The sequence below is a fragment of the Azoarcus indigens genome (assembly GCF_004361735.1).
GTDB classification, from domain to species: domain Bacteria; phylum Pseudomonadota; class Gammaproteobacteria; order Burkholderiales; family Rhodocyclaceae; genus Azoarcus; species Azoarcus indigens.
The window spans coordinates 17,370-41,187 of sequence record NZ_SNVV01000033.1; the positions used below are offsets into that span (position 1 = coordinate 17,370).

The following is a 23,818-nucleotide window of genomic DNA, read 5'->3' on the forward strand; positions in this document are numbered from 1 at the left end:
ATGAGTTTCGCAATCGACCAGGATCTGCTGCACGCCATCACCATAGACTTGCTCTATGTGTGCGTGGCCATCCTCACCTTCGTCATCATCGAGCGCCTGTTCTACTACGGCTACCTCGGCAGCAGCCGGCGCAGGATCGCCCGCGCCATCGAGGCGGCGGTGGCGAAGGATGCCTCCCGCCCGCTGCCGGAGCTGCCCGCCGGCAAGGACGTGCTGACGCGCTCGATGGAGGAATACGTCGCCGCCCAGCGCGGCGGCGAGGTGCCGCGCAGCCGTATCGAGGATCTGTCGGCGGCGCTCTTCCTGCGCGTGGATGGCGGCATCAACCGTGGGCTGTGGATCCTGGACACCATCGTCACCGCCGCGCCGCTGCTGGGCCTGCTCGGCACCATCCTCGGCATCATGGACACCTTCAACGCCCTCGCCGCCGGCGGGGTGTCCGATCCGGGCGCGGTCAGCCGCGGCATCGGCTCGGCGCTGTTCGCCACCGCCATCGGCATCGGCACCGCGGTGTATGGCCTCATCGGCCACAACATCCTGCACCGCATCGGCGAATGCATCACCGAGGACTTCAAGGGCTTCCTGCTCGAAACCACGGCATGACGAGCGCGTGACCGGCGGCGGGCAGCCGACGCCGCCGGGCGCGTTCCGCGCAATACGGAACGGGACACCAGCATGAGAGTCTTTCCCCAACGCAAGCAGCGTCAGGCGCGCATCGAGATCATCCCGATGATAGACGTGATGATGTTCCTGCTCGCCTTCTTCGTCCTCATCAGCACCAATGTGCTGCCGGCGCTTGGCCTCAAGGTCGACCTGCCGCAGTCGGCGCAGACCGAGCGCATCAAGGAACCCAAGCGCCTCACCCTCACCATCGACGCCGAGGGCCACTACTACCTGGAAGGCGAGGCCATCGAGGCCGGCGCGCTGGTGGGCAGGCTGCGCGGCATGGCGGCCAGCGACGACAAGCCGGCGGTGATCATCGCCGGCGACGGCGGCGCCAACCTGCAGAAGCTGGTGGATGCGCTCGACCTGCTCAAGGAAGCCGGCATTCCGGCGGCATCCATCATCGCCAAGGCCAAGTGAGCATGGCGCGCGACCCGATGGAACGCTACTTCAACGGCGCGGCGCTGCTGCTCACCGCTGGCGCCACCGCGGCGCTGCTGGCGTTGCCGCCGGTAACGCGCGCGGTGACACCGCCGCCGCCGGAGGAGGCCAGCATCACGGTGGCGCTGGAAGAACCGCCGCCGGCACCCGAGCCGCCGCCGCCCCCACCGCCCAAGCCCCCGGAGCCGAAACCGCTGCCGCCCAAGCCGACCCCGAAACCGCCGCCGCCCAAGGCGCCGCCGCCGCCCGTTGCGCTGCCGGAGCCGGCGATTCCGGTGCCGCCGCAGCCGGCACCGCCGCCTCCGCCACCGCAGCCGGTGCAGCCGCCGCCCCAGCCGCAGGCCGCGCCGCAGCCGCCCCGGCCCAGCACCGCCAGCCTGGAGGCCGGCTACGTTGCCCGCCTGCGCGGCTACATCCGCGGCATCACCGAGTACCCGACCTCCGGGGAAGCCCGCCGGCAGCGGCCGGAAGGCGCGGTGGTGGTGCGCTTCACCCTGGACCGCGCCGGCAAGCTGGTCGACGCCGAGGTGGAAAAGGGCTCCAACTCCCGCATCCTGGACAAGCAGGCGCTCGCCATCGTGCGCGGCGGCAGCTACCCGGCGATGCCGGCGGAGCTGTGGGCGGGCGAGGGTAAGCATGAATTCACCGTCACCGTGGAGTTCGTGCTGCCATGATCCCCGGCGATTCCTTCATGCGCGGGCCGCTGCCGCCCGCCGCCGGCATGGACGACCCGGCGGCACTGCGCCGCGCCATCCGCAAGGGCGAGTTCCGCGGCTTCACCAACCTGGTGGCGCGCAACCATGTGCAGGCCAACCTGATGATCCTGCCGGCCGAACATGCGGACGCCTTCGAGGCCTACTGCCGGCGCAACGCCGCCGCGCTGCCGCTGCTGGCGCGCAGCCGGCCGGGCGAGGTCGGCATGCCGCAGCTGGCGGCCGACCTCGACCTGCGCCGCGATGTCGGCGGCTACATGGTGTTCCGCGAGGGCAAGCTGGTGGCCACGCCGGCCGACATCCGCGAGCTGTGGCGCGAGGACTTCGTCGCCTTCGCCATCGGCTGCTCCTTCTCCTTCGAACGGGTGCTGCAGGTGGAGGGCGTGCGCCTGCGGCACCTGGACGAGGGCAACGTGTCGGCGATGTATGTGACCGACATCGAGACCGTGCCGGCCGGCCGCTTCGGCGGTCCGCTGGTGGTGTCCATGCGGGCGCTCACCGCCGCCGACGCCATCCGCGCCACCATCGTTTCGGCGCGCCACCCGCAGTTCCACGGCGCGCCCATCCACCTCGGCATGCCGCAGGCCATCGGCATCGATGACCTCGCCCGGCCCTACGGCGGCCACGGCCTCACCTCGCTGCGGGCGGACGAGCTGCCGGTGTTCTGGCCCTGCGGCGCAACCGCCCAGCTCGCCGCGCTGCGGGCGGCGCTGCCGCTGTGCATCACCCATTACAAGGCTCACATGCTGGTCACCGACCTGCCCATCGCCGACGTCGTCGGCGCGCCGGCGGGCTGGGGGCCGGGCCATGCGCAAGAGCCGCCTTCAAGCTCTTTCATCCACACCTCCGCACACAACACCGACACACCGGCGGCCGCGCCAGCCACGGCGCCGCGCCCCGGCGGGCAACAGGAGTAATCCCATGGACATGAACAGTCTGCTGCAGCAATACCAGAGGGACGGCTATGTGGTCGTGCCCAACCTGCTGAGCGCCGGGGAGCTGCAGACCCTGCGCGCCATCACCGACGAGGTGAGCGCCAGCGCCATCGGCAAGAGCGAGGACGACAGCGTGTTCGACTTCGAAGACGGCTCCACGCCGGAAGCGCCGCAGATCCAGCGCATCAAGAAGCCGCACCGTGTGCATCCCTACTTCTTCGACCTCGCCCGCCACCCCGGCATCCTCGGCTTCATCCAGGCGGTGTGCGGGCAGGGCGTGCGCCTGTCCCACTCCAAGATGAACATGAAGGCGGCGCGCGTCGGCTCGCCGCTGGAGTGGCACCAGGACTGGGCCTTCGCCCCGCACACCAATATGTCGACCTGCGTGGCCTCGGTGCTGCTGGACGACGTGAGCCTGGAGAACGGCGCCATGCAGGTGCTGCCGGGCAGCCACCTCGGCCCGTTGCTGGAGCACCACAACGAGCGCAACAACTTCGTCGGCGCGGTGGACGTGGTGCGCGACGGCCTGGACCTGTCGCAGGCGCAGGCCCTCACCGGCCCGGCGGGCACGGTCTCCTTCCACCACCCGATGACCCTCCACGGCTCCGGCGCCAACCGCTCCGGCAAGCCGCGCCGCATCCTGTTCCTGGAATACGCCGCCTCGGATGCCTTCCCGCTGTTCTATCAAGTGGATTGGGCGGAATACAACAGCCGCATCGTCGCCGGGCCGGAGACCAGCGCCGCGCGCTGCGAGCCCAACCCCATCAAGCTGCCCTTCCCGGCCGAGGCCGGCATCTCGATCTACAAGAGCCAGGCGCAGGTCAGTTCCCGTTACTTCGAAAAGGTGGCCTGAAATGGATGACATCGTATTCGGCGGCATGAACGGCGGCGGCCAGATCGCCCTGGTGACCGGCGCCAGCAGCGGCACCGGCGCCGACCTGGCGCTGGCGCTGGCGGTGGATGGCTACCACGTCGCCCTGCTGGGCCGCCGCGCCGAGGCGCTGAAGGAGGTGGCCGAGCGGGTGAAGCAGCTCGGCAGCGCCGCCTGCACCCTGGTGTGCGACCTGCAGGACGAGGAAGCGGTGGCCGCCAGCATGAAGACCTTCCTGAAGTGGTCCGGCGACCGCATCGACCTGCTGGTCAATGTCGCCGGCATTCCCGGCCCGGTCGGCGTGCCGGTGGGCGAGCTGGCGGTGACCGACTTCGACGCGGTGATGGCGACCAATCTGCGCGGCCCCTTCCTCACCATGAGCCACCTGCTGCCGGTGATGTGCAAGCTGGGCCGCGGCCGCGTCATCAACATCGGCGGCAACCACGGCATGCGCGGCCGCGCCGGCCGCTCCAGCTACTCCGCCTCCAAGTGGGCGCTGCGCGGCCTCACCCGCAGCGCCGCGCTGGAAGTGGGGCGCTACGGCGTCACCGTGAACTACATCGCCCCCGGCCCGATCGCGGTGGACCGCATGCGCGCCGGCTGGGAAAAGCGCGCCGAGGACGAAGGCGTGGATGTGCAGACCTCGATAGACCGCTACATCACCGAGATGGGCGCGGTGCTGCGCCGCCCCAGCGAAACCGCGGACGTGGTGGAGATGGTGCGCTTCCTCGCCGGCGACGGCGGCCGCAACATCACCGGCCAGGAGCTGGTGGTCGATGGCGGGGTGATCGTATGACGGCGGCCGTGAATGTGAGGGAGGCGCGCGCATGGCAACGGTAGATCTGGTCATCCGCGGCGGCCTGGTGGTGTCGCCGGAGCGCGTGGTGGCGGCCTCGGTGGCGATAGACGGCGGCCAGATCGTCGCCGTCGGCCATGACGACCTGATGCCCGCCGGGCGCGAGGAATTCCGCGCCGACGGCCTGCACCTGCTGCCCGGCGCCATCGACAGCCACGTCCATTTCCGCGACCCCGGCTATCCGCACAAGGAAACCTGGAAGACCGGCTCGGCCGCGGCGGCCTGCGGTGGCGTCACCACGGTGTTCGACATGCCCAACACCAAGCCGGCCACCGGCACCGTGGAAGCGCTGCGGATGAAGCTGAAGGCGGCGGAAGCCTCCTACGTGGATTTCGGCATCCATGCGCTGCTGGGCGACGACACCGTGCAGCGGCTGGAAGAACTTATCGAGCACGGCGCCACCAGCTTCAAGGCCTTCGTCGGCAACACCTTCGGCAACCTGCCGGCGCCCACCGACGGCGCCCTGCTGGAAGCCTTCGAAATCCTCGCGCCGCTGGGCTACCGCACCGTGGTGCATGCGGAGAACTCCTCCATCATGGCCCGCCGCGGCCAGCGCATGCAGGAGGCCGGCCGCCACGACGCGCTCGCCCACTTGGCGGCGCGGCCGGAGGTGTGCGAGATCGAGGCGGTGAGCCGCATCATCCACTTCGCCGAATGGACCGGCGCGCGGGTGCACATCGCCCACAAGAGCTCGGCCGACGCCCTGTGGCTGGTGCGCGAGGCCAAGCGCCGCGGCGTGGACATCACGGTGGAAACCTGTCCGCAATACCTGCTGCTCAACACCGACGACATGCTGCGCCTGGGCGGCGTGCTGCGGCTGAACCCGCCCATCCGCGAGCCGCGCCACAACCAGCCGCTGTGGGAGGCGCTGCTGGACGGCACGGTGGACATGATCGCCACCGACCACGCCCCGCACGCGCCGGAAGAGAAAACCGGCGCCGACATCTGGAGCTGCGACTGCGGCTTCCCCGGCGTGGAAACGCAGATGACGCTGATGCTCTCCGAAGTGAACAAGGGCCGCGCCAGCATCATGGACTACGTGCGCTGGAGCGCGGTGGCGCCGGCCAAGGCCTGGGGCCTGTACGGGCGCAAGGGCACCATCGAGGTCGGCGCGGATGCGGATATCGCCCTGGTCGACCTCGGCCGCTGCGGCGTGCTCTCCAACCGCCAACTGCACACCGTCGCCAAGCTGTCGCCGTGGAACGGCCGGCCGGTGCAGGGCATGCCCGTGCATACCCTGGTGCGCGGCCGCTTCGTCATGCGCGAAGGCAAGCTGGTGGAAGACGCCGCCGGCTGGGGCCGCTCCATCAAGCCGGTGCAGCAGATGCCGGCGCCGCAGCCGCGCAACACCGACAAGGCCACAAGCGCGATACTCGCCACCCCGCCGGGCATCCCGGCGGACGCCACCCCGGCGGAGGTCGTCGCGCTCTACGCGCAGCAGAAGGAGGAAGGATGGGGTTGAACAGCATCGCCGTGTTCTGCGGCTCTAACTTCGGCAACTCGCCGGCCTATGCCGAAGCCGCCGCCGCACTCGGCCGCTGCCTGGCGGCGCGCGGCATCCGCCTGGTCTACGGCGGCACCCACAAGGGCCTGATGGGCGTGCTCGCCGACGCGGTGCTCGCCGCCGGTGGCGAAGCCTACGGCGTCATCACCGAACGCCTCGCCGCCAAGGGCCATCTGCACCAGCAGCTGAGCGCCCACGAGGTGGTGGCCGACATGCGCGTGCGCAAGGCGCGCATGGCCGAACTGGCCGATGGCTTCATCGCCCTGCCGGGCGGCCTGGGCACGCTGGAAGAACTGTTCGAAGCCGCCACCCTGACCCAGCTCGGCGACCAGGCCAAGCCCTGCGCCGGTCTCAACGTCAGCGGCTTCTTCGACCCGCTGCGCGCCCTGCTGCAGCACATGGCCCAGGCCCAGTTCCTGCGCCAGGAACACTGCGACATGGTGCTGCTGGACGCCGACCCGGACGCGCTGATCACCACCATGGCAGCATGGACGCCGCCGGTGGTGGAAAAGTGGTTCGCCCCGCCCGCCGCAACCGCAGGAGCAAGCGCATGAGCCGCATCGCCATCCACGCCGGCGGTTTCGACTTCGCCGCCGAAACCCACCCGGACGCCCCCCTCACCGTCGCCGCCTTCGAAAAGCTGCTGCCCTACCGCCAGAAGCTCATCCACGTACGCTGGAGCGGCGAAGGCTGCTGGGTGCCGCTGGGCGACTTCCAGCTCGGCGTCGGCTTCGAGAACCACACCAGCCACCCTTCGGTGGGCGACATCCTGTGGTACCCCGGCGGCTACAGCGAAACCGAGATCATCCTGGCCTACGGCGCCTGCTCCTTCTCCAGCAAGCTCGGGCAGCTGGCGGGCAACCACTTCCTGACCATCGTCGAAGGCAAGGAGAACCTGCGCGCGCTGGGGCTGAAGTGCCTGTGGGAAGGAGCGCAGGAGATCGTGATGGAGCGGTGCTGAGCGGCTCAATCCGCTGTGCCGTCGTCTCCCCGCAGCCATGCGGGGAGGCGCCGCATGCAGCACCCGCCAGATGTCGATAGGTTCGCCATGTTCGACATAGAACAGGATGTGCGGATAGCGCTTCGGCGGCCAGCTACGCAGCCGGGCAGATCAAGCCCGTGAGCAGGGCGGGTTGAATCCGCTGAGATGGGATAGGGGGATGGGCCTGCTTCCGCAAGCATCATTTGATGCTCTCGATTGATGGTTTTGCATCTAGGGCTTTCTAGCGGGGGTGCTGATCGAGGTGTATGCAAGCCACAAAAAGGCACATAAGCCCGCTGCCCATAGCCAGTGTTGCCATATTGAGAAGAACGCGAAGCGCGGTGCGATATCAACATCCATGAATGGCAGCTCGTAGAAATCGCATGATCCGGCAACCTTGGTCGATAGTTCTTTGCATGGCCCGGACATACGGAGGAGAAGCGAGGGGATTGAGCTGAGCGTCCATGCCGTGAAGAGCAATCCGACGGTATTCAATATGGTCGCGGGAATGGCTGCAGATTTTTGTCTCTCCGTCAGCGCTCCGTCTTTCGCAAGGGCGGCCACCGCGCCCAGGGTCGCCACTTGTATGCCCGCCATCCAGATGGCCCAGTCTTTCATGAACTCCAGGGCGTCTTTAGCTGCCTCATATGTCGTCTCCACGACGTCATGCGGTCGCCAATAGGGGCCGCCTGGTAGTACTTCCAGTACATAGGTCGCGACGAGAAGAACGAAAAGTGGGATTGAGGTGTTGCGAAGGCTTCTCATGGCGAACCCTCATGCGCTTGAGGTTTGAGCTTGATAGACGAAGGCTTCCTTGGGGTCTTGTCTGCCACCAGGAGTAGAGGCGTCTCTATTTGAGCTGGGCTATTTGGGCTGGAAGGAGCCAGCTATGGCATGGGTGGATGCTGCCATCAAGCCTCAAATGGGTGAGACAGGGGCCAGTGTGGGCACTGTTTGGCGATGAGGTGCGAGCGTATTCATGACCACCACAGGCGACAGCGTCGTCTGCAAGGCCTGTTGTCTGAGCGAGAAAGCCCGGCTGTCTCTGACAATGCAGAGACAGCCGGGCTTTTCTTGCATGGAGCTACAGGGCTGAAGGGTTCGCGGGCTGGCCGGATGTCTTGAAGCGCGGCCTGCGGTGAACCGAGTACTTACCAGCGATAAGTCGCCGTCGCCACCGCCGAGCGCGCAGCGCCGTAGAAGCAGGTCGAGGAGCAGGTCTCAGATTGTTGATGTTCAGCGACAGCTGCCATTGCGGGGTGAACTGGTAGCTGAGCAGGGCGTTGCCACGATGAAATCGGAGGCCTTGACGGTGTTGGCGCCGTCGTAGCTTTCGCCGTAGCAGCGCAGGCTGCTGCCGGGTTTCGGTGCCAGTCCGGATCAGGCCGTCAGCGCCATCAGCACGTCGGCGTACCAGGCGCAGTTGAGCCCCAGCGATTCGTCCTGCGCGAGATCGCGGGCGCCCATGTCCATGCGGGTGGAATGGATGCCGAGCAATTGCCAGGGCAAGGGGTCGCCGCTGTTGCTGACGCCGCTGCGCCGCAGTACCGGCGCGCCGCTGCTGCCGCGGTGGGTGCGGGCGTCGGTGAGGAAGTAGCCGTGGCCCTGGAAGCGCACGCCATAGGCCGAGGCGATGGAGGCGTTGCGGACCACCGGCAGGTGATGCACGGTATCGTGGAAGCCCAGCGGGAAGCCGACGATGGCCAGGGCATCGCCGACCTCCACGGCGCCGTCGGGTGCGAGATGCCGGGGTTCGAAGGCATGGAGGATGGTGCCCCCGGGCAGGCGGGCCATGTCGATCTCGATGGCGGCCACATCCACCGTGCCGGCGCTGTCGTCCGCCTGTCGCCAGAGGCTCAGGCCACCGGAATAGAGCGGGATGGCGTAGCCGGTGCTGCAGGTGAGGTCGCTGGGGTGAGTGTGCAGGTCGATCTCGATGCGGTCGGGAAAATGGTGGCTGGGCTCATCGAAGAGCACATGGCGGCTGGTTATCAGGAACAAGCGCTCGCCGCGGCGGAAGAAAAAGCCGCTGGCACCGGTCAGCGGGTTGCCGCCGCCAAGGGTGCGGATGCGTGTCGTGGTGAACAGCACCGGATCGCCGGCGTTGCGCGGTGGAGCGTGCACGGGTTCTGCTAGCAGCTTGTGGAGGTGGGAGACCTGGCGCTCGAAGGCGTTGAGCACATGGTCCGAGACCGGCGCATGCAGCAATACGGTGCGGGCGGTTTCGGCGTTGCCATCGAAAGCGGCGGCCAGGGCGCTGCGCCCTGCGGTCGGCTGTGCGTCGAGGAGCGCGGGCAGCAGGGCATCGATGGCAACCAGGCTGCCCTTGAGTTCACAGACGCGTTCGGTGACATCCTGCAGGTTCTTCATCGCATGCGCCTCCTTGAAAAGGAAAAACGCGGACGAGCCGCGTTTCTCCGGGTGCGGGCCGGGCCCGGACGGGCCCGCCGGACTTACTCCGTTGCGCGGATGTTGGAGGCCTGGGGCCCCTTGGCGCCTTCGGTGACTTCGAACTGGACACGCTGGTTTTCCACCAGGGTCTTGAAGCCGCCGGTCTGGATGTCGCGGAAGTGAGCGAACAGGTCCTTGCCGCCGCCGTCGGGGGCGATGAAGCCGAAGCCCCGGCCTTCGTTGAACCATTTCACGGTTCCGGTTTTTGTCGTCATGTCGATTCCTTGCAATATTGGCCGGCAGCGAAGATGCATCCGGCGCAGAGATGCGAAGAAAATCATCGGTGGGAGAGTCGACGGCATCCGCCTTCAGGCCGGCGGGGAGGCGAGGAAAAACCTAGGGAGTGACGGTCTTGCACATGTCCACGCGACCCATCCTACTCGCTTTCCCGGGGGGCGTCCGATTAGTTTCGGCAGGGCGGGGGCGGCGCCGGTGCTTCAGCCGCCCGCCCGGCCGCTGCGTGCCGCCGGCGGGCGGCGCAGGGCCAGCAGCGCCAGGCCGGCCGCGGCGGAGAACAGGGAGGCGAGGAAGATGCCCATCTTGGCGCTGTCCATCAAGGCCGGGGCGATGGCCAGGTGGGCGATGAACAGGGCCATGGTGAAGCCGATGCCGGCGAGCAGGCTGCCGCCGGCAAGCAGGCGCCAGTCCAGGCCGGGGGGGCGGGTGGCGATGCCGATGCGCAGCGCCAGCCAGCAGAACAGCAGCACGCCGGCCGGCTTGCCGACGGCGAAGCCGAGGAAGACCGCGGTGGCGAGGGCGCTGTCTATTCCCGTCCAGGCCAGTTTCACGCCGGCATTGGCGAAGGCGAACAGGGGCATGACGCCGAAGGTGACCCAGGGGTGCAAGGCCATCAGCAGGCGCTCGACCGGGGAGAGGGATTCCCTCGCCGCCCGTTCGGCCAGCCTCAGCGTGGCGCGGTCGCGGGTGTCGCCGCTGCCCTCGTTCCCGGACGGATAGGCGACGACGCGGTCGAGGATGGCGTAAAGGCGGACGTCGTCCACCCAGCGCCGGGCAGGCGTCATCAGCCCCAGGGCGACGCCGGTGAGGGTGGCGTGTATGCCGGAGGCGTCGATGGCAAGCCAGACTGCCGCGCCGATGAGGCAATAGACCGGGATGCTGCGCACGCCGGCGGCCGCGGCCATGCGCAGCAAGAGCAGGAAGCAGGCGGCGAGCGCGAGCATGCGCCAGTCCATCTGGTGGCTGTAGCCGATGGCGACGACGAGGATGGCGCCGATGTCGTCGGCGATGGCCAGGAACAGCATGAATGCCCGCAGGCTGTGCGGCACGCGGGGGCCGAGCAGCGCCAGGCAGGCAATCACGAAGGCGGTGTCGGTTGCCATGACGATGCCCCAGCCGCTCTGCCCGGGCGCGTTCCACTGCAGCAAGGAGTAGAGCGCGGCCGGCACCGCCATGCCGCCGAGCGCGGCGGCGATGGACAGCGCCGCCATCCGCGGCGAGCCCATCTCGCCCAGCACCAGCTCGCGCTTGAGCTCCAGGGCGACGAGGAAGAAGAAGAGGGTCATCAGCCCATCGTTGATCCACGCGTGCAGGCTGCGGCTGAAATCCACCTCGCCGAAGTGAAGTCCCAGCGGTATCTCCCACAGCTGCGAGAAGGCCGTCGCCCACGCCGAGTTGGACAGCGCTACCGCTGCCAGCGTGAAAGCCAGCAGCACCGTGCCGCCGGCCGCCTCGATGCGCAGGAAGCGGGCGAAGGCCGGCGTGACCCTGTCGAGCAGACGCGCGGGCAGGGTGGAGGTGCTGCCGCGATTTCGCCGGCCGGTGTTCATGGGGCGGTGGGCGGGGTGGGTAAGGACATGCGTGGTCTCCGGTTTGCGCGGTACGGAGTGCGCTGCTGCGAACGGAGGAGGGGGATGAAGGCCAGCATACGCGCTCGTCGCGATGCCGGGTGAGGGCGGGCTTTCTGCGGCTGCCGCTGGGCTCAGAGGCCAGCAGCCGGATGGGCCTGTGCTGCAGGAGCTCGCGCGGGCGGGCAAGGGGCGTCCCCGCGGGAGTACCCGCGCGAGGCCGTTACGCTGCGGGGGCATGCGCCCGGGGCAGGAGGCCGCGGCGCGGTGCACGGAGGTTTGTTTCGCGAGCCGCCGGAAGCGCCCGGCCAGGCGTCCCCGGCGGCGGGCGGAGATTTACCAGCGGTAAGTGGCCGTCGCCACCGCCGAGCGCGAGGCGCCGTAGAAGCAGGCGTAGGAGCAGGTCGCGTAGCGCTCGTCGAACAGGTTGTTGATGTTCAGCGACAGCTGCCACTGCGGCGTGAACTGGTAGCTGAGCATGGCGTCGGCGACGGTGAAGTCGGGGGCCTTGGCGGTGTTGGCGCCGTCGTAGCTTTCGCCGTAATAGCGCAGGCCGCCGCCCAGCTTCAGCGCCGGGGTGAGCTGGTAGTCGGCCCACACCGAGGCGGTATGCATGGGGACGCTGGCGCTGCGGTTGCCCTTGGTGCCGGAGTCGCTCTTGGTCACCTTGTTGTCGACGTAGCCGTAGGCCGCGATCACGCTGAGTCGTTCGGTGAAATGGGCGCGCAGTTCGACCTCGAAGCCCTGGGATTCCACCTCGCCTTCCTGGATGTACTCGCCCGGGTTGTTGAGGTCGTTGGTGGTGACGTTGGTCTGGGTGAGCTGGTAGGCGGAGGCGGTGACCGACAGGGCCTGGCCGGCCGGCTGGTAGCGCAGGCCGACTTCGTACTGTTTGCCTTCGGTGGGCTTGAAGGCACGGCCGCCCGCATCACGGCCGGTGGTGGGCTCGAAGGACTCGGCGTAGCTGAGGTAGGGGGCGAAGCCGTTGTCGAACAGGTACACCAGGCCGGCGCGGCCGGTGGTGGCGTCGTCGTCGTAGTCGGTGGCCGAGCTGCCGCTGAGGTAGTCCTTGGAGCGGCCATAGACCTTGTCATGCCGTCCGCCCAGCATCACCACCCAGCGCTCGGCGATCTTCATGTGATCCTGCGCATAGATGCCGAGCTGGCGGGTGTTCTCGCGGAAGTGGCTCTGGGGCGTGGCATTCAGGATGACCGGGCTGCCGTAGACCGGGTTGTAGAGATCGAGCGGCGCGGCGCTGCCGCCGTACTGCAGGCGCTTGAATTCCGACTCGGAGTAGTCGATGCCGACGAGCACCGTGTGCGCCACCGCGCCGGTCTGGAAGCGGCCTTCTAGCTGGTTGTCCACCGTCCACGAGCGGTTCTTGTCGTTGCGGGTGTAGGCGCCGCGGAAAATGCTGCTGTCGGTGGCGGCGAAGGAGTCGAGCCAGATGTCGCGGTAGTCGCTTCTGGCGGTGAAGTAGAGCAGGTTCTGGCGGAAGCTCAGCTGCTCGTTGAAGCGGTGGCTGAAGAGGTAGCCGACGGTGCTGTTCTCGGTCTCGAACTTGTTGAAGCCGGGCTCGCCGACGAAGCGGTCGCGCGGGATGCGGCCGTTGACGTTGTGACTGACGGTGCCGGAGGCCGGCAGGCCGTAGTTGTAGACGGTGTCGTTCTCCTGGTAGTTGGCGAACAGGGTGAAGGAGGTGTCGGCGCCGGGCTGCCAGCGCAGCGCGGCGGCGCCGAAGTTGCGGTCGTCGGGGACGTGGTCCACCGAGGTGTCGCTGCGGCGGACCAGGCCGGTGAGGCGGTAGGTGAGGCTGCCGTCTTCGTTCAGCGCGCCGGTGAAGTCGCCGGCGATCTGCTGGCGGTCGTAGTCGCCCAGCTGCAGCCTCACCTCGCGCTGGGTTTCGGCCTGCGGCAGCTTGCTCACCATGTTGATGATGCCGCCGGGCGCGGCGTTGCCGTACAGCACCGAGGCCGGCCCCTTCAGCAGTTCGATGCGCTCCATGGCGTAGGGCTCGGACACGCCGGAGAAGGTGTTGCGCGAGAGCTTGGTGCCGTTGAGGTACATCGGCGCCGAGCCGGTGACGTTGAAGCCGCGGATCACCATGCCGTCGCTGGTGGTGTTGTCGCCGCCCAGCGGATGCACGCCCGAGGTGTAGCGCAGCGCCTGGGCGAGGGATTCCGCGTTCTGCACCTCGATCTGCTCGGCGGTGACGATGGAGACCGACTGCGGCGTCTCGATCAGCGGAATGTCCGACTTGCTGGCGGTGATGCTGCGGGTGGCGATGTAGCCCTTGACCGGGCCGAGGGCGGTTTCCGCGCCCGCGCCGGCGGACGCGGTGACGGTGACCGGCGCCAGCGTGGTCTCGCGGCCCGGGGGCGGCGGCGCCTTGCGCAGGGTGTAGGCGCCGCCGCCGAGGTCGGCCAGCTCGTAGCCGCTGCCGGCGAGGATGCGGGCGAAGCCTTCTCCCACGCCGTAGCTGCCCTGCAGGCCGGGGCTGCGCAAGCCGGCGACCAGGGCCGGGTCGAAGGACAGGCGCACGCCGGTCTGCGCGGCGAACTGGGCGAGCACGTCGCCCAGCGGGCCGGCGGCGATCTGGTAGCTGCGGGCGGCGGCGGCCGGTTCGGCGGCCAGGGCTTGCGGCGCCAGCGCGGCGGCGGCGAGTCCGCCCAGCATCAGCCGGAGGGAGAGGGCGAGGGGCCGGAGGGCGAGCGGGCGCGGGCTGGAGGCGGGGCGGTGCGACATGCGGTGCTTTCCTTTCAGAAGGGTGAGCCGGATGAGTGGGCATGCGCCTTGTTCTGGCGCTTTCATCCGGTACACCGCATGAGCGGAAAAAAAGTGTCAGCGGCTTGCCGCCGGGAGTGCGGGACAGGGGCGGGGGATGCCGGCGTGATTCCCCGCGGCACGAATGCCGGCCCCGGCCCGGTCGGCGGCTGTCACACGCCTTCCGGCGGCGCTTCCAGGCTGATCCAGTAGCGGGTGATGCGGCGGGCGGCCAGCGGGCGGGTCTTGAGCAGCAGATCGAGGCTGGCCTCGGTGTCCTGCAGCGGGAAGGCGCCGGAGACGCGCAGCTCGGCCACCGCCGGGTCGCAGCGCAGCACGCCGGGGCGGTAGCGGCCGATCTCGGCCACCCAGTCGGCCAGCCGCATGTCGCGGGCGACCAGCATGCCGTCTGCCCACAGGGCGTCGCCGGCGGCGGCCGGGCGGCTGGCGGCGATGGCGCCGCCATCGAAGCGGGCGCGCTCGCCGGCGGGCACGGTGCGCTCGGCACCGGCGCGGGTGTGGATGCGCACCGCGCCTTCATACACCGCCAGCTCGGTGGCGCCGTCGAACTGGCGTACCGAGAAGCGGGTGCCCAGCGGCAGCAGGCGGCCCTGGGCGGTGAGGACGACGAAGGGGCGGGGCCGGGGCTGCTTGTCCGGCGCGGTGGTGATCATCACCTCGCCTTCGATGAGACGCAGCTGGCGTTCATGTTCGGTGTAGCGGATGTCCACCGCGCTGGCGCTGGCCAGGGTGAGTAGGGTGCCGTCGGCCAGCTGCAGGCTGCGCTGTTCGCCGGTGGCGGTGCGCAAGTCCGCTTGCCAGGCGCTCCACGGCTGATGGCGCCACAGCAGCCAGCCGGCGGGCGCGGCCAGGGCGAGCAGGCCGAGGCCGCGCAGGGCGCCGCGGCGGCCGTGGCGCGGCAGGCCGTCCAGGGTGCGGCGGCCGATCTGCCCCGGCACCTGGCGGAAGCTGCCCAGCACGATTTCCGCCTGCTGCCAGGCGGCGGCGTGCGCCGGGCTCTGGCCGCGCCAGCGTTCGAGTTCGCGGCGCAGCGCCGGGCTGTCTTCGCCGGCGTGCAGGCGAACCAGCCAGTCGGCGGCTTCTTCCAGCAGGGCGTCGCTGATCTCGCTGGCCACGGTGGCGCGGGCGCTCACAGGGCTTTCAGGCAGGCGATGAAGCCGCTGCGCATGTGGCGTTTCACCGTGGCCAGGGAGACGTCCATGCGGCTGGCGATCTCGGCATAGCCCAGGCCGTCGAGCTGGGAGAGCAGGAAGATGTCGCGGGTGCGCGCCGGCATGCTGCGCAGCATGGCCTCGACGCGGTACAGGGCTTCGAGGATGAGCAGGCGGCTCTCCGGCGAGGGCGCTTCCGGTTCCGGCAGGTGGGCGATGGTCTCCAGGTAGGCGCGCTCCACTTCCTGCCGGCGCCAGTGGTCCACCATGATGCCGCGGGCGATGTGGGTGAGCAGCGCCCGCGGCTGGCCGAGGTCCAGCCGCCGCTGGCCGAGCAGGCGCAGGAAGGTGTCGTGGGCGACGTCCGCCGCATGGTGGCGGCAGCCCAGCTTGCGCCTGAGCATGGTGTGCAGCCAGCCGTAGTGGCCGCGGTACAGGTCGGCGATTTCGTCGGACGGGGCGCAGGCGTCGGTCACTGCAGGCTCCAGGGGAAGCCGCCGCTGCGGCAGGCTTGCCGGCGGCGCGGGTAAAACTTAATCAATAATGGTTCTCATTCTCTAGGCAAGGGCGGCGGCGGTCAATGTCCGCCTTCGCCCCGGCGGCGGGCGAGTCGGGAAGCGTGCCGGCGGGCGTAGCCAAACCGGCCCCGCCGCGGCGCGGAAATGGCATCTCCCCAGCCGCTGGCCATTGGTTAGTCTTGATTCCGACGAGGCGCGCCCGGCGCGTCCTTCCACGATTTCACGGACGCGACGATGGCCGCCCTGGCAATAGACAACATCAGCAAGACCTTCGACATCGACGGCCGCAGCGTGACCGCGCTCGATTCGGTGAGCCTGGACCTCGCCCCCGGCGAGTTCGGCGCCCTGATCGGCCCCTCCGGCTGTGGCAAGTCCACGCTGCTGCGCATGGTCGCGGACATCGTGTCGCCCACCAGCGGGCACATCTCGGTGGCCGGCGAGGCGCCACGCAAGGCGCGGCTGGCGCACCACATCGGCTTCGTCTTCCAGGATGCCACGCTGCTGCCCTGGCGCACGGTGAGCGAGAACATCCGCCTGCCGCTGGAGGTGGTGGGCGGGCGTCGCGCGGTGGACCCGGCGGCCATCCAGGCGCTGGTGGAGTTGGTGGGGCTGGCCGGTTTCGAGCATGCGCGGCCCTCCCAGCTTTCCGGCGGCATGCAGCAGCGCTGCGCCATCGCCCGCGCGCTGGTGACTTCGCCGCAGATGCTGTTGCTGGACGAGCCCTTCGGCGCGCTGGACGAGATCATGCGCTTCCGCATGAACCTGGAGCTGTTGCGCATCTGGGCGGAGTCGCGCACCACCGCGCTGATGGTGACCCACTCCATCGAGGAGGCGGTGCTGATGGCCGACCGCATCTTCGTGATGGCGGCGCGACCGGGCCGCATCGTCGATGAGATCAAGGTGGACCTGCCGCGCCCGCGCCGGCTGTCGCAGATCGGCGAGCCGGACTTCGTCGCCCTCGTGGAGCGGGCGCGCAAGAGCCTGTTCGGCGACATGGTGGAGATGCTGCAGGATGCTTGAGATGCGCAGACCGGGCCGTGGCGCCGGCCGCGCCCTCATTCGCTGGCTGCCGCCGGCGCTGGTCTTGCTGGCGGCGCTCGCCGGCTGGGAGGCGGCGGCGCGGCTGGGCTGGCTGCCGCTGACGGTGGCGCGGCCCAGCGCGGTGCTGCGGCTGTTGGCGGCGGAGTACGCCGGCCTGCTGGCCGAACTGGCGCCGACGCTGTTCGCTGCCGCCTGGGGCTATCTGCTGGCCCTGGCGGTAGCACTGGCGCTGGGCTCGCTGGCCTACCTGTACAAGTCGCTGGAGGGCACGGTGCTGACGGTAGGCGCGGTGTTCAACAGCATCCCCATCATCGCCATCGCGCCGGTGCTCATCATCTGGCTGGGGCTGTCCTTGTCCACCCGGGTGGCGATCACCGCGGTGGTGTGCTTCTTCCCGCTGCTGATCGCCTTCGTGCAGGGGCTCAACACCCGCCGCGCCACGGCCGCCGAGCTGTTTACCGTGCTGGCGGCCACGCCGCTGCAGCGCTTCCGCCTGCTGGCGCTGCCGGGGGCGCTGCCCTACCTCTTCATGGGCATGAAGATCACTGCGCCCTTCGCGCTGCTAGGCGCGCTGGTGGGCGAATGGACCGGGGCGGAGTCCGGCCTGGGCGTGGTAATGCTGAACGCGATGTTCGGCCTGCAGGTGGATCGCCTGTGGGCGACGGTGCTGCTGGCCTGCGTGGTGTCCACCGCCGCCTACGCCTACGTTTGCCTGCTGGAGCGGCTGGCACTGCCGGCCGACCTGCGCGAAGGGGAGGCGGTATGAAGCGGCTTTTCCACCCATGCGCGCGGCGGGCGGCGCCGGCTGCCGGCCGGCCGGGGAGGGCGGTGCGATGAGCGCGGTGACCTTGAGCAAGCGCGGCAGCCCCGCACTGGGCGCCATCCGTCGCGCCACCCTGGGCCGCGGTCTGCCGGCGCCTTTGCGGGTGACGCTGGCGCGGCTGGTCAATTACCTCGCCTGCCTGGGCCTGGCGCTGTTGCTGTGGCATGCGCTGGTGAGTGTGTTCCAGGTGCCGGCCTACCTCATGCCCAGCCCGGCGCAGTGCTTTGCCGCGATGGCGCGCGAGGGGGCCTTGTTGGCTGGCGCTGTGGGCTGGACGGTGTTCGCCACCCTGCTGGGCATGGCGATCAGCCTGGTGCTGGCGACGCTGCTGGCGGTGGGCTTCATCGCCTGCCCGCTGCTGGACCGGGTGGTGATGCCGCTGATCCTGCTGATGCGCACCGTGCCGATGATCGCGGTGGCTCCCATCCTGGTGCTGGTGTTCGGCCGCGAGCAGGGCAACACCGTCGGCATGGTGGTGCTGCTCACCTTCTTCCAGATCATGCTGGCGGCGAAGAAGGGCTTCCAGGCGCCGGGCCGCAACCTGATGGAGCTGATGCACACCTGCGGCGCCGGCTTCTGGCAGACGCTGTTCAAGGTGCGCCTGCCGTGCGCGCTGCCCTACCTCTTCACCGGCCTGCGCATCGCCGCCGGCACCGCCATCCTGTGCGCGATGTTCGCCGAGTGGCTGTCCGGCGCGCCCGGCCTCGGCTCGCTGATGCTGGATGCCTACGCCCGGCAGGACTTCGCGCTGATGTGGGCGGCAGTGCTGGCCAGCACCAGCGCCGCCTACGTGTTCTTCACCCTCACCATCGCCTTCGAGGTGGCGGTGATCGAGTGGGGGCAGTGAGCGCGATGAGCGTGTTCTCGGGCCCATTGCCCTCGCCATCTGCGGCGCAGGCGGCCTGTGTGGCGCGCGCTGGGTGCGGCGGAGCAACTGACATGGAAACAACCGGAATGGCCGCAAGCGAAAAACCACTGGCAGAGACCGGCGTGATGCACGGCAAGGTCGCCTTCATCACCGGCGCCACCCGCGGCCTGGGCCGCGAGCTGGCGCTGATGCTGGCCCGGGCCGGCGCCGATGTGGCGCTGGTCGGCCGCGACCGCGAGGCGGGCGATGCGGTGGCGGCAGAGATCCGCCAGCTGGGCCGCGAGGCGCTGGCGCTGGCCGCCGACGTGACCGCCGGCGACGACATGGAGTTGGCTGCGCGGGCCGCGCTGGCCTGCTTCGGCAAGGTGGACCTGCTGCTGTGCGTGGCTGGCGTCGGCAGTCCGCGCAAGCCGGTGTGGGAATGCGATGCCGCCGACTACCACGCCTGCTTCGACATCAACGTGCTCGGCGTGATGCTGGCGCTGCGCGCAGTGCTGCCGGCCATGGTGGCGCGCAAGCAGGGCAGGGTGGTGGTGATAGGCGGCACCTACGGCCACAAGGGCGTGGCCGGCTCGGCACTGTACGCCGCATCGAAGTGGGCCCTGCGCGGGCTGGTGAAATCGGTGGCGCGCGAAGTCGGCGAACACGACATCACCGCCAACCTGGTCTCGCCCGGCGGCGTCGCCGGCCCGCGGCTCACCAGGCTGTTCCAGCAATCCGCCGCCCGCGAAGGCATGAGCTATGAGGCGGTGCTGGAGCGCTTCACCGCCGGCAGCGCGCTCGGCCGCCTGGTGGAAGGCGAAGACATCGCCCGCGCGGTGCTGCACCTGGCCTCGGACGCCGGTCGCATGTGCACCGGGCAGGACATCGTGGTGGATGCGGGCACGGTGGTGTAGCGGCGCTGCGGCGCAAGCAACCCGGCCCGAAGGTAGCGCGTATCCGCAAGCCACAGCCCCGAACCAGAACGAACCAAATACAGAGAGAACATGAGCGATACCCCAGCCCCTTCCGCCGCAGCGCTGCCGCCCGGCGCCGATCCCGCACTTGCCGGCTACGGCATAGACACCGTCGCCCTGCACGCAGGCCGCCACCCTGAGCGCTTCCACGGCGTGGTCAATCCGCCCGTCTATCACGCCTCCACCTTCATCTTCGAAACGGTGGAGCAGCTCATCGACACCCGCCACGAACGTGCCGGCGGCGCCTTCGAGCAATTCACCTATGGCCGCGAAGGCACGCCCACCACCCGCGCGCTGGAAGACGCGGTGAGTACGCTGGAGGGCGGCTACCGCGCGGTGGTCACCTCCTGCGGGCTGGGCGCCATCGCCGCCTCGCTCACCGCCTTCCTGTCGGCGGGCGACCACCTGCTCATCATCGACAGCGTGTATGGCCCGGCGCGCGCCTTCTGCGACGAATTCCTCATCCGCTTCGGCGTGGAAGTGACCTACTTCGACCCGCTGATCGGCGCCGGCATCCGCGAACTGTTCCAGCCGAACACCAAGGTGGTCTACCTGGAATCGCCCTGCTCGCTCACCTTCGAGGTGGTGGACGTGCCGGCCATCGCCGCCGCCTGCCGGGAGCGCGGCATCACCACCATCATGGACAACACCTGGGCCTCGCCGCTGTGCTTCCGCCCGCTGGACCATGGCGTGGACGTCTCGCTGCATGCCGCCACCAAGTACATCTCCGGCCACTCCGACCTGATGCTGGGCATCGCGGTGTGCACCGAGCCAGCCTTCATCCCGGTGAAGAAAACCGCCTCCGGTTCCGGTTACTGCGGCGGCCCGGACGACGTCTACATGGCGCTGCGCGGCCTGCGCACCCTGCCCATCCGCATGAAGCGCCACCAGGAAACGGCCACCCATGTGGCGCGCTGGCTGCAGCAGCGGCCGGAAGTGGCGCGGGTGATGTACCCGGCGCTGTCCGACGACCCCGGCCATGCACTGTGGAAGCGCGACTTCCACGGCGCCTCCGGCCTCTTCGGCGCGGTGCTGCAGCCCTGCTCGCCGGCGCAGCTCGCCGCCATGCTGGACCACATGGAGCTCTTCCGCATGGGCTATTCCTGGGGCGGCTACGAAAGCCTGGTGGTGCCCACCTGGCCGGCCACGCTGCGCACCGCCACCGAGTGGAAAGACCCCGGCCCGGCGCTGCGCTTGCACGCCGGCCTGGAAGACCCGGACGACCTCATCCGCGACCTGGAAAAAGGCTTCGCCCGCCTCGCCGCGGCAGCCTGAACGGGCCCACAGGAATCCACTCATGCACGCACCCGATCCCGGCCTGATCGCCGCCATCAAGACCCGCCTCGCCGCCGGCCCGCAGCCCATGCTGATCGGCGGCGACTGGACCCAGGCCGCCGCCGGCCAGACCTTCGACAGCCACGACCCCGCCACCGGCGAGCGGCTGGCGAGCGTCGCCCGCGCCGGCAGCGAAGACATCGACCGCGCAGTCGCCGCCGCCCGCGCCGCCTTCGACGGCCCCTGGGGCCGCATGCGGCCGGCCGAACGCCAGCGCATCCTGCTCAGGCTCGCCGACCTGGTCGAAGCGCACTTCGAGGAGCTGTGCATCCTCGACACCCTGGACATGGGCGCGCCCATCCGCCACACCCGCGGCGCCAAGGACTGGCTGCTCGGCCTGCTGCGCTACTACGCCGGCATGGCCACCGCGCTCTACGGCCAGACGGTGACCCCCTCCACCACCAGCGACATCTTCGCCTGCACCGTGCGCGAGCCGGTGGGCGTGGTCGGCGCCATCGTGCCCTGGAACGGCCCGCTCATCGCCTCCATCTGGAAAGCCGGCCCGGTGCTCGCCACCGGCTGCACCCTGGTGCTCAAGCCCTCGGAGGAGGCACCGCTGTCGCCGCTGCGCTTCGCCGAACTGGCGCTGCAGGCCGGCCTGCCGCCGGGCGTGCTCAACGTCGTGCCCGGCTACGGCCACGATGCCGGCGCCGCGCTGGCCGCCCACCCCGGCGTGGACAAGATCGCCTTCACCGGCTCTGTGCCCACCGCCCAGGCCATCATGCGGGCCGCCGCCGGCAACCTGAAGCGGCTGTCGCTGGAGCTGGGCGGCAAGTCGCCCAACATCGTCTTCGCCGATGCCGACCTGGAAGCCGCGGTGCCGGCCGCCGCCTGGGCCGCCTTCGCCAACGCCGGCCAGGTCTGCAGCGCCGGCACCCGGCTGTTCGTCGAGCGCGCGGTGCATGACGACTTCGTCGCCGCCGTCGCCCGCTACGCCGCCGGCCTCAAGGTCGGCTCCGGCCTGGACCCCGCCACCGAGATCGGCCCGCTGGTGTCGCCCCGCCAGCTGGAGCGGGTGCGCGGCTACGTCGCCGCCGGCGAGGAAGAAGGCGCCCGCCTGCTCGCCGGCGGCGACCGCCCCACCGGCGCCGCGCTGGCCGCCGGCAGCTACCTTGCCCCCACCGTGTTCGGCGAAGTCGCCGACCACATGCGGATCGCCCGCGAGGAAATCTTTGGCCCGGTGCTCGCCGCCATGCCCTTCGACAGCGCCGAAGAAGTCCTCGCCCGCGCCAACGCCTCGCCCTACGGCCTGGGCGCCGGCGTATGGACGCGCGACGTCGGCCGCGCCCACGCCTTCGCCCGTCGCCTGCAATCCGGCTCGGTGTGGATCAACTGCTACAACGTCCTCGACCCCGCGCTGCCCTTCGGCGGCTACAAGATGAGCGGCTTCGGCCACGAATCCGGCACGCAGCAGCTGGAGGAATACATGCAGGTGAAGGGCGTGTGGATCGCGGGGGAGATGCGCTGATTGGGCTTGGCCGGCAGGCGTGCGGCCAGGCGGTGTTCTCTGCGGCTCCGTCTGTATAGGGGAAGGCCAGCCTCTCCTTCGAGAGGCCGGCCTTCTTCCTTGCTACTGCCAGTTGGCGGCGATGACCGACGACAGGGCATCCTGGTAGCCCTGTGGCAGAGTGGTCTGACCGGAGCTGGGCGGCGCGAAGGCAGCCATCGCCGACACCAGGGCGTTGACCTGGCTATCGAGCAAGGTCAGTCCATCAGCGGTCTTGAGCTGTTCGATGTGGTAGGCGTTACCCAGGTACCAACCGCTGATGGTGACTTTGTCCGTCGTGCCGATGAGGCTGATGTCCAGGTTGTCGCCACTGCGCTGGAACCAGAGCTGATCGGCGGCGATGTCGGCACCGAAGGCGAGGACGTCGGTGTTGCCGGTGGTGGTGTCGTAGTCGTAGAGGGTGTCCTGACCGCCGGAGCGGGCGAAGAGGTAGGTGTCGTTGCCGGTGCCTCCCGCGAGATAGTCGTCGCCTAAGCCCCCGTTGAGTAGATCGTTGCCGTTGCCGCCATAGAGCTTGTCGTTGCCTTCGCCGCCGTAAAGTACGTCGTTGCCGGCACCACCATCGATGGTGTCGTTGCCTTCCAGGCCCTGGACGATGTCATTGGTGGAGCCGAAGCTGACACTGTCGGCACCGGCCGATAGGGTGATGGGATAGGCGGCGAGCAGTTGCTCGAGGCTGAGGGTGACGCCATCGGAGAATTGGACACGGTCGATGTAGTAATAGGGGCTGAGGAAGTGGTTCTGGATGGAGACGGAGTCGGTGTCGCTGTAGGCGATGACGAGGTCGTTGCCGGAGCGGAGCAAGCGGATGGGGCTTGTGGAGGCGAGGTCTTCGAACCGGATGGTGTCGGTGTTGGTGGTTGCGGCGGCAGTGTCGTAGTTGTAGATGGTGTCGTTGCCGGAGCCTAGGCGCAGGAGGTAGGTGTCGCTGCCGGCGTCGCCGCTGAGGAGGTCGTTACCGGCGCCCCCGTCCAGAACATCTCCGTGGTCGCCACCATAGAGGGAATCATCGCCTTCGCCACCATAGAGGGCGTCACTGCCGGTGCCGCCATAGAGCTTGTCGTTGCCGAGGTTGCCGAAGAGGACGTCGCTGCCGGCACCACCATCGATGGTGTCGTTGCCTTCCAGGCCCTGGACGATGTCATTGGTGGAGCCGAAGCTGACACTGTCGGCACCGGCCGATAGGGTGATGGGATAGGCGGCGAGCAGTTGCTCGAGGCTGAGGGTGACGCCATCGGAGAATTGGACACGGTCGATGTAGTAATAGGGGCTGAGGAAGTGGTTCTGGATGGAGACGGAGTCGGTGTCGCTGTAGGCGATGACGAGGTCGTTGCCGGAGCGGAGCAAGCGGATGGGGCTTGTGGAGGCGAGGTCTTCGAACCGGATGGTGTCGGTGTTGGTGGTTGCGGCGGCAGTGTCGTAGTTGTAGATGGTGTCGTTGCCGGAGCCTAGGCGCAGGAGGTAGGTGTCGCTGCCGGCGTCGCCGCTGAGGAGGTCGTTACCGGCGCCCCCGTCCAGAACATCTCCGTGGTCGCCACCATAGAGGGAATCATCGCCTTCGCCACCATAGAGGGCGTCACTGCCGGTGCCGCCATAGAGCTTGTCGTTGCCGAG

23 protein-coding genes are annotated in these 23,818 nt (G+C 69.2%); 15 read left to right on the forward strand and 8 right to left on the reverse strand.

The window, feature by feature from the left end:
- From C7389_RS23065 to C7389_RS23105, 9 genes are all read left to right on the forward strand, one after another.
- Positions 1-603, forward strand: a complete 603-nt coding sequence (locus tag C7389_RS23065) for a MotA/TolQ/ExbB proton channel family protein (protein ID WP_133595019.1) — start codon at positions 1-3, stop codon at positions 601-603.
- A gap of 72 nt (positions 604-675) precedes the next feature.
- Positions 676-1,083 (forward strand): ExbD/TolR family protein, encoded by a 408-nt coding sequence (locus tag C7389_RS23070; protein WP_133595020.1) that lies wholly within the window; start codon positions 676-678, stop codon positions 1,081-1,083.
- A gap of 2 nt (positions 1,084-1,085) precedes the next feature.
- On the forward strand, positions 1,086-1,778 hold the full coding sequence (locus tag C7389_RS23075) for an energy transducer TonB (protein WP_133595021.1): 693 nt from the start codon (positions 1,086-1,088) through the stop codon (positions 1,776-1,778).
- On the forward strand, positions 1,775-2,734 hold the full coding sequence (locus tag C7389_RS23080) for a D-glutamate cyclase family protein (RefSeq protein ID WP_246034943.1): 960 nt from the start codon (positions 1,775-1,777) through the stop codon (positions 2,732-2,734). The genes C7389_RS23075 and C7389_RS23080 overlap by 4 nt, the downstream gene beginning before the upstream one ends.
- Positions 2,735-2,738: 4 nt before the next feature.
- A complete protein-coding gene (locus C7389_RS23085; RefSeq protein ID WP_133595022.1) occupies positions 2,739-3,605 on the forward strand; it encodes a phytanoyl-CoA dioxygenase family protein in 867 nt (288 codons plus the stop codon).
- 1 nt (position 3,606) lies between these two features.
- Positions 3,607-4,419, forward strand: a complete 813-nt coding sequence (locus C7389_RS23090) for an SDR family NAD(P)-dependent oxidoreductase (RefSeq protein ID WP_211168522.1) — start codon at positions 3,607-3,609, stop codon at positions 4,417-4,419.
- 31 nt (positions 4,420-4,450) lie between these two features.
- Complete coding sequence (gene allB / locus C7389_RS23095) at positions 4,451-5,941, forward strand: allantoinase AllB (protein ID WP_133595023.1); 1,491 nt, start codon at positions 4,451-4,453, stop codon at positions 5,939-5,941.
- On the forward strand, positions 5,932-6,537 hold the full coding sequence (locus tag C7389_RS23100; RefSeq protein ID WP_246034944.1) for an LOG family protein: 606 nt from the start codon (positions 5,932-5,934) through the stop codon (positions 6,535-6,537). The genes allB and C7389_RS23100 overlap by 10 nt, the downstream gene beginning before the upstream one ends.
- A complete protein-coding gene (locus C7389_RS23105; protein ID WP_133595024.1) occupies positions 6,534-6,944 on the forward strand; it encodes a DUF3830 family protein in 411 nt (136 codons plus the stop codon). Before C7389_RS23100 ends, C7389_RS23105 begins: the two co-directional genes overlap by 4 nt.
- A 252-nt stretch (positions 6,945-7,196) precedes the next feature.
- Here the strand turns inward: C7389_RS23105 and C7389_RS23115 are convergent, their stop codons facing one another.
- The 7 genes from C7389_RS23115 to C7389_RS23145 form a co-directional block, all read right to left on the reverse strand.
- Entirely contained in the window at positions 7,197-7,730 is a 534-nt protein-coding gene (locus C7389_RS23115; RefSeq protein WP_133595025.1) for a hypothetical protein, read from the reverse strand.
- A 615-nt stretch (positions 7,731-8,345) separates the two neighbouring features.
- Positions 8,346-9,335, reverse strand: a complete 990-nt coding sequence (locus C7389_RS23120; RefSeq protein ID WP_133595026.1) for a S1 family peptidase — start codon at positions 9,333-9,335, stop codon at positions 8,346-8,348.
- 83 nt (positions 9,336-9,418) lie between these two features.
- Positions 9,419-9,631 (reverse strand): cold-shock protein, encoded by a 213-nt coding sequence (locus C7389_RS23125; RefSeq protein ID WP_133595027.1) that lies wholly within the window; start codon positions 9,629-9,631, stop codon positions 9,419-9,421.
- 222 nt (positions 9,632-9,853) lie between these two features.
- The gene (gene nhaA / locus C7389_RS23130; protein ID WP_133595028.1) at positions 9,854-11,203 is read right to left on the reverse strand and encodes a Na+/H+ antiporter NhaA; all 1,350 of its coding nucleotides are present in this window, start codon (positions 11,201-11,203) and stop codon (positions 9,854-9,856) included.
- Positions 11,204-11,557: 354 nt separating this feature from the next.
- Positions 11,558-13,966 carry a TonB-dependent siderophore receptor gene (locus C7389_RS23135; RefSeq protein ID WP_133595029.1) on the reverse strand — a complete coding sequence of 803 codons (2,409 nt, stop codon included), beginning with the start codon at positions 13,964-13,966 and terminating at the stop codon, positions 11,558-11,560.
- A gap of 191 nt (positions 13,967-14,157) precedes the next feature.
- On the reverse strand, positions 14,158-15,138 hold the full coding sequence (locus tag C7389_RS23140; protein WP_211168523.1) for a FecR domain-containing protein: 981 nt from the start codon (positions 15,136-15,138) through the stop codon (positions 14,158-14,160).
- Positions 15,135-15,632 carry a sigma-70 family RNA polymerase sigma factor gene (locus C7389_RS23145; protein WP_211342532.1) on the reverse strand — a complete coding sequence of 166 codons (498 nt, stop codon included), beginning with the start codon at positions 15,630-15,632 and terminating at the stop codon, positions 15,135-15,137. The genes C7389_RS23140 and C7389_RS23145 overlap by 4 nt, the downstream gene beginning before the upstream one ends.
- A gap of 276 nt (positions 15,633-15,908) precedes the next feature.
- On the opposite strand from C7389_RS23145, the gene C7389_RS23150 reads away from it, so the two are divergent.
- From C7389_RS23150 to C7389_RS23175, 6 genes are all read left to right on the forward strand, one after another.
- On the forward strand, positions 15,909-16,694 hold the full coding sequence (locus C7389_RS23150) for an ABC transporter ATP-binding protein (protein ID WP_133595031.1): 786 nt from the start codon (positions 15,909-15,911) through the stop codon (positions 16,692-16,694).
- Position 16,695: 1 nt separating this feature from the next.
- Entirely contained in the window at positions 16,696-17,481 is a 786-nt protein-coding gene (locus tag C7389_RS23155) for an ABC transporter permease (protein ID WP_162851820.1), read from the forward strand.
- A gap of 67 nt (positions 17,482-17,548) precedes the next feature.
- Positions 17,549-18,385, forward strand: coding sequence for an ABC transporter permease (locus C7389_RS23160; protein WP_162851821.1), 837 nt, complete (start codon positions 17,549-17,551; stop codon positions 18,383-18,385).
- A 107-nt stretch (positions 18,386-18,492) separates the two neighbouring features.
- Entirely contained in the window at positions 18,493-19,302 is an 810-nt protein-coding gene (locus tag C7389_RS23165) for an SDR family NAD(P)-dependent oxidoreductase (protein ID WP_211168524.1), read from the forward strand.
- 90 nt (positions 19,303-19,392) lie between these two features.
- On the forward strand, positions 19,393-20,637 hold the full coding sequence (metC, locus tag C7389_RS23170; protein ID WP_133595034.1) for a cystathionine beta-lyase: 1,245 nt from the start codon (positions 19,393-19,395) through the stop codon (positions 20,635-20,637).
- A gap of 22 nt (positions 20,638-20,659) precedes the next feature.
- Positions 20,660-22,165, forward strand: a complete 1,506-nt coding sequence (locus tag C7389_RS23175; protein WP_211168525.1) for an aldehyde dehydrogenase family protein — start codon at positions 20,660-20,662, stop codon at positions 22,163-22,165.
- Between the two features lie 102 nt (positions 22,166-22,267).
- Here C7389_RS23175 and C7389_RS25775 read toward each other — a convergent pair.
- Positions 22,268-23,818, reverse strand: a 1,551-nt coding sequence (locus C7389_RS25775; protein ID WP_281275411.1) for a calcium-binding protein, incomplete at its 5' end; no start/stop codon positions are given.

Coding starts and splice junctions, on each gene's coding strand:
- C7389_RS23065 (WP_133595019.1), top strand. CDS start 1: ATGAGTTTCGCAATCGACCAGGATCTGCTGCACGCCATCACCATAGAC.
- C7389_RS23070 (WP_133595020.1), top strand. CDS start 676: ATGAGAGTCTTTCCCCAACGCAAGCAGCGTCAGGCGCGCATCGAGATC.
- C7389_RS23075 (WP_133595021.1), top strand. CDS start 1,086: ATGGCGCGCGACCCGATGGAACGCTACTTCAACGGCGCGGCGCTGCTG.
- C7389_RS23080 (WP_246034943.1), top strand. CDS start 1,775: ATGATCCCCGGCGATTCCTTCATGCGCGGGCCGCTGCCGCCCGCCGCC.
- C7389_RS23085 (WP_133595022.1), top strand. CDS start 2,739: ATGGACATGAACAGTCTGCTGCAGCAATACCAGAGGGACGGCTATGTG.
- C7389_RS23090 (WP_211168522.1), top strand. CDS start 3,607: ATGGATGACATCGTATTCGGCGGCATGAACGGCGGCGGCCAGATCGCC.
- allB (WP_133595023.1), top strand. CDS start 4,451: ATGGCAACGGTAGATCTGGTCATCCGCGGCGGCCTGGTGGTGTCGCCG.
- C7389_RS23100 (WP_246034944.1), top strand. CDS start 5,932: ATGGGGTTGAACAGCATCGCCGTGTTCTGCGGCTCTAACTTCGGCAAC.
- C7389_RS23105 (WP_133595024.1), top strand. CDS start 6,534: ATGAGCCGCATCGCCATCCACGCCGGCGGTTTCGACTTCGCCGCCGAA.
- C7389_RS23115 (WP_133595025.1), bottom strand. CDS start 7,730: ATGAGAAGCCTTCGCAACACCTCAATCCCACTTTTCGTTCTTCTCGTC.
- C7389_RS23120 (WP_133595026.1), bottom strand. CDS start 9,335: ATGAAGAACCTGCAGGATGTCACCGAACGCGTCTGTGAACTCAAGGGC.
- C7389_RS23125 (WP_133595027.1), bottom strand. CDS start 9,631: ATGACGACAAAAACCGGAACCGTGAAATGGTTCAACGAAGGCCGGGGC.
- nhaA (WP_133595028.1), bottom strand. CDS start 11,203: ATGAACACCGGCCGGCGAAATCGCGGCAGCACCTCCACCCTGCCCGCG.
- C7389_RS23135 (WP_133595029.1), bottom strand. CDS start 13,966: ATGTCGCACCGCCCCGCCTCCAGCCCGCGCCCGCTCGCCCTCCGGCCC.
- C7389_RS23150 (WP_133595031.1), top strand. CDS start 15,909: ATGGCCGCCCTGGCAATAGACAACATCAGCAAGACCTTCGACATCGAC.
- C7389_RS23155 (WP_162851820.1), top strand. CDS start 16,696: ATGCGCAGACCGGGCCGTGGCGCCGGCCGCGCCCTCATTCGCTGGCTG.
- C7389_RS23160 (WP_162851821.1), top strand. CDS start 17,549: ATGAGCGCGGTGACCTTGAGCAAGCGCGGCAGCCCCGCACTGGGCGCC.
- C7389_RS23165 (WP_211168524.1), top strand. CDS start 18,493: ATGGCCGCAAGCGAAAAACCACTGGCAGAGACCGGCGTGATGCACGGC.
- metC (WP_133595034.1), top strand. CDS start 19,393: ATGAGCGATACCCCAGCCCCTTCCGCCGCAGCGCTGCCGCCCGGCGCC.
- C7389_RS23175 (WP_211168525.1), top strand. CDS start 20,660: ATGCACGCACCCGATCCCGGCCTGATCGCCGCCATCAAGACCCGCCTC.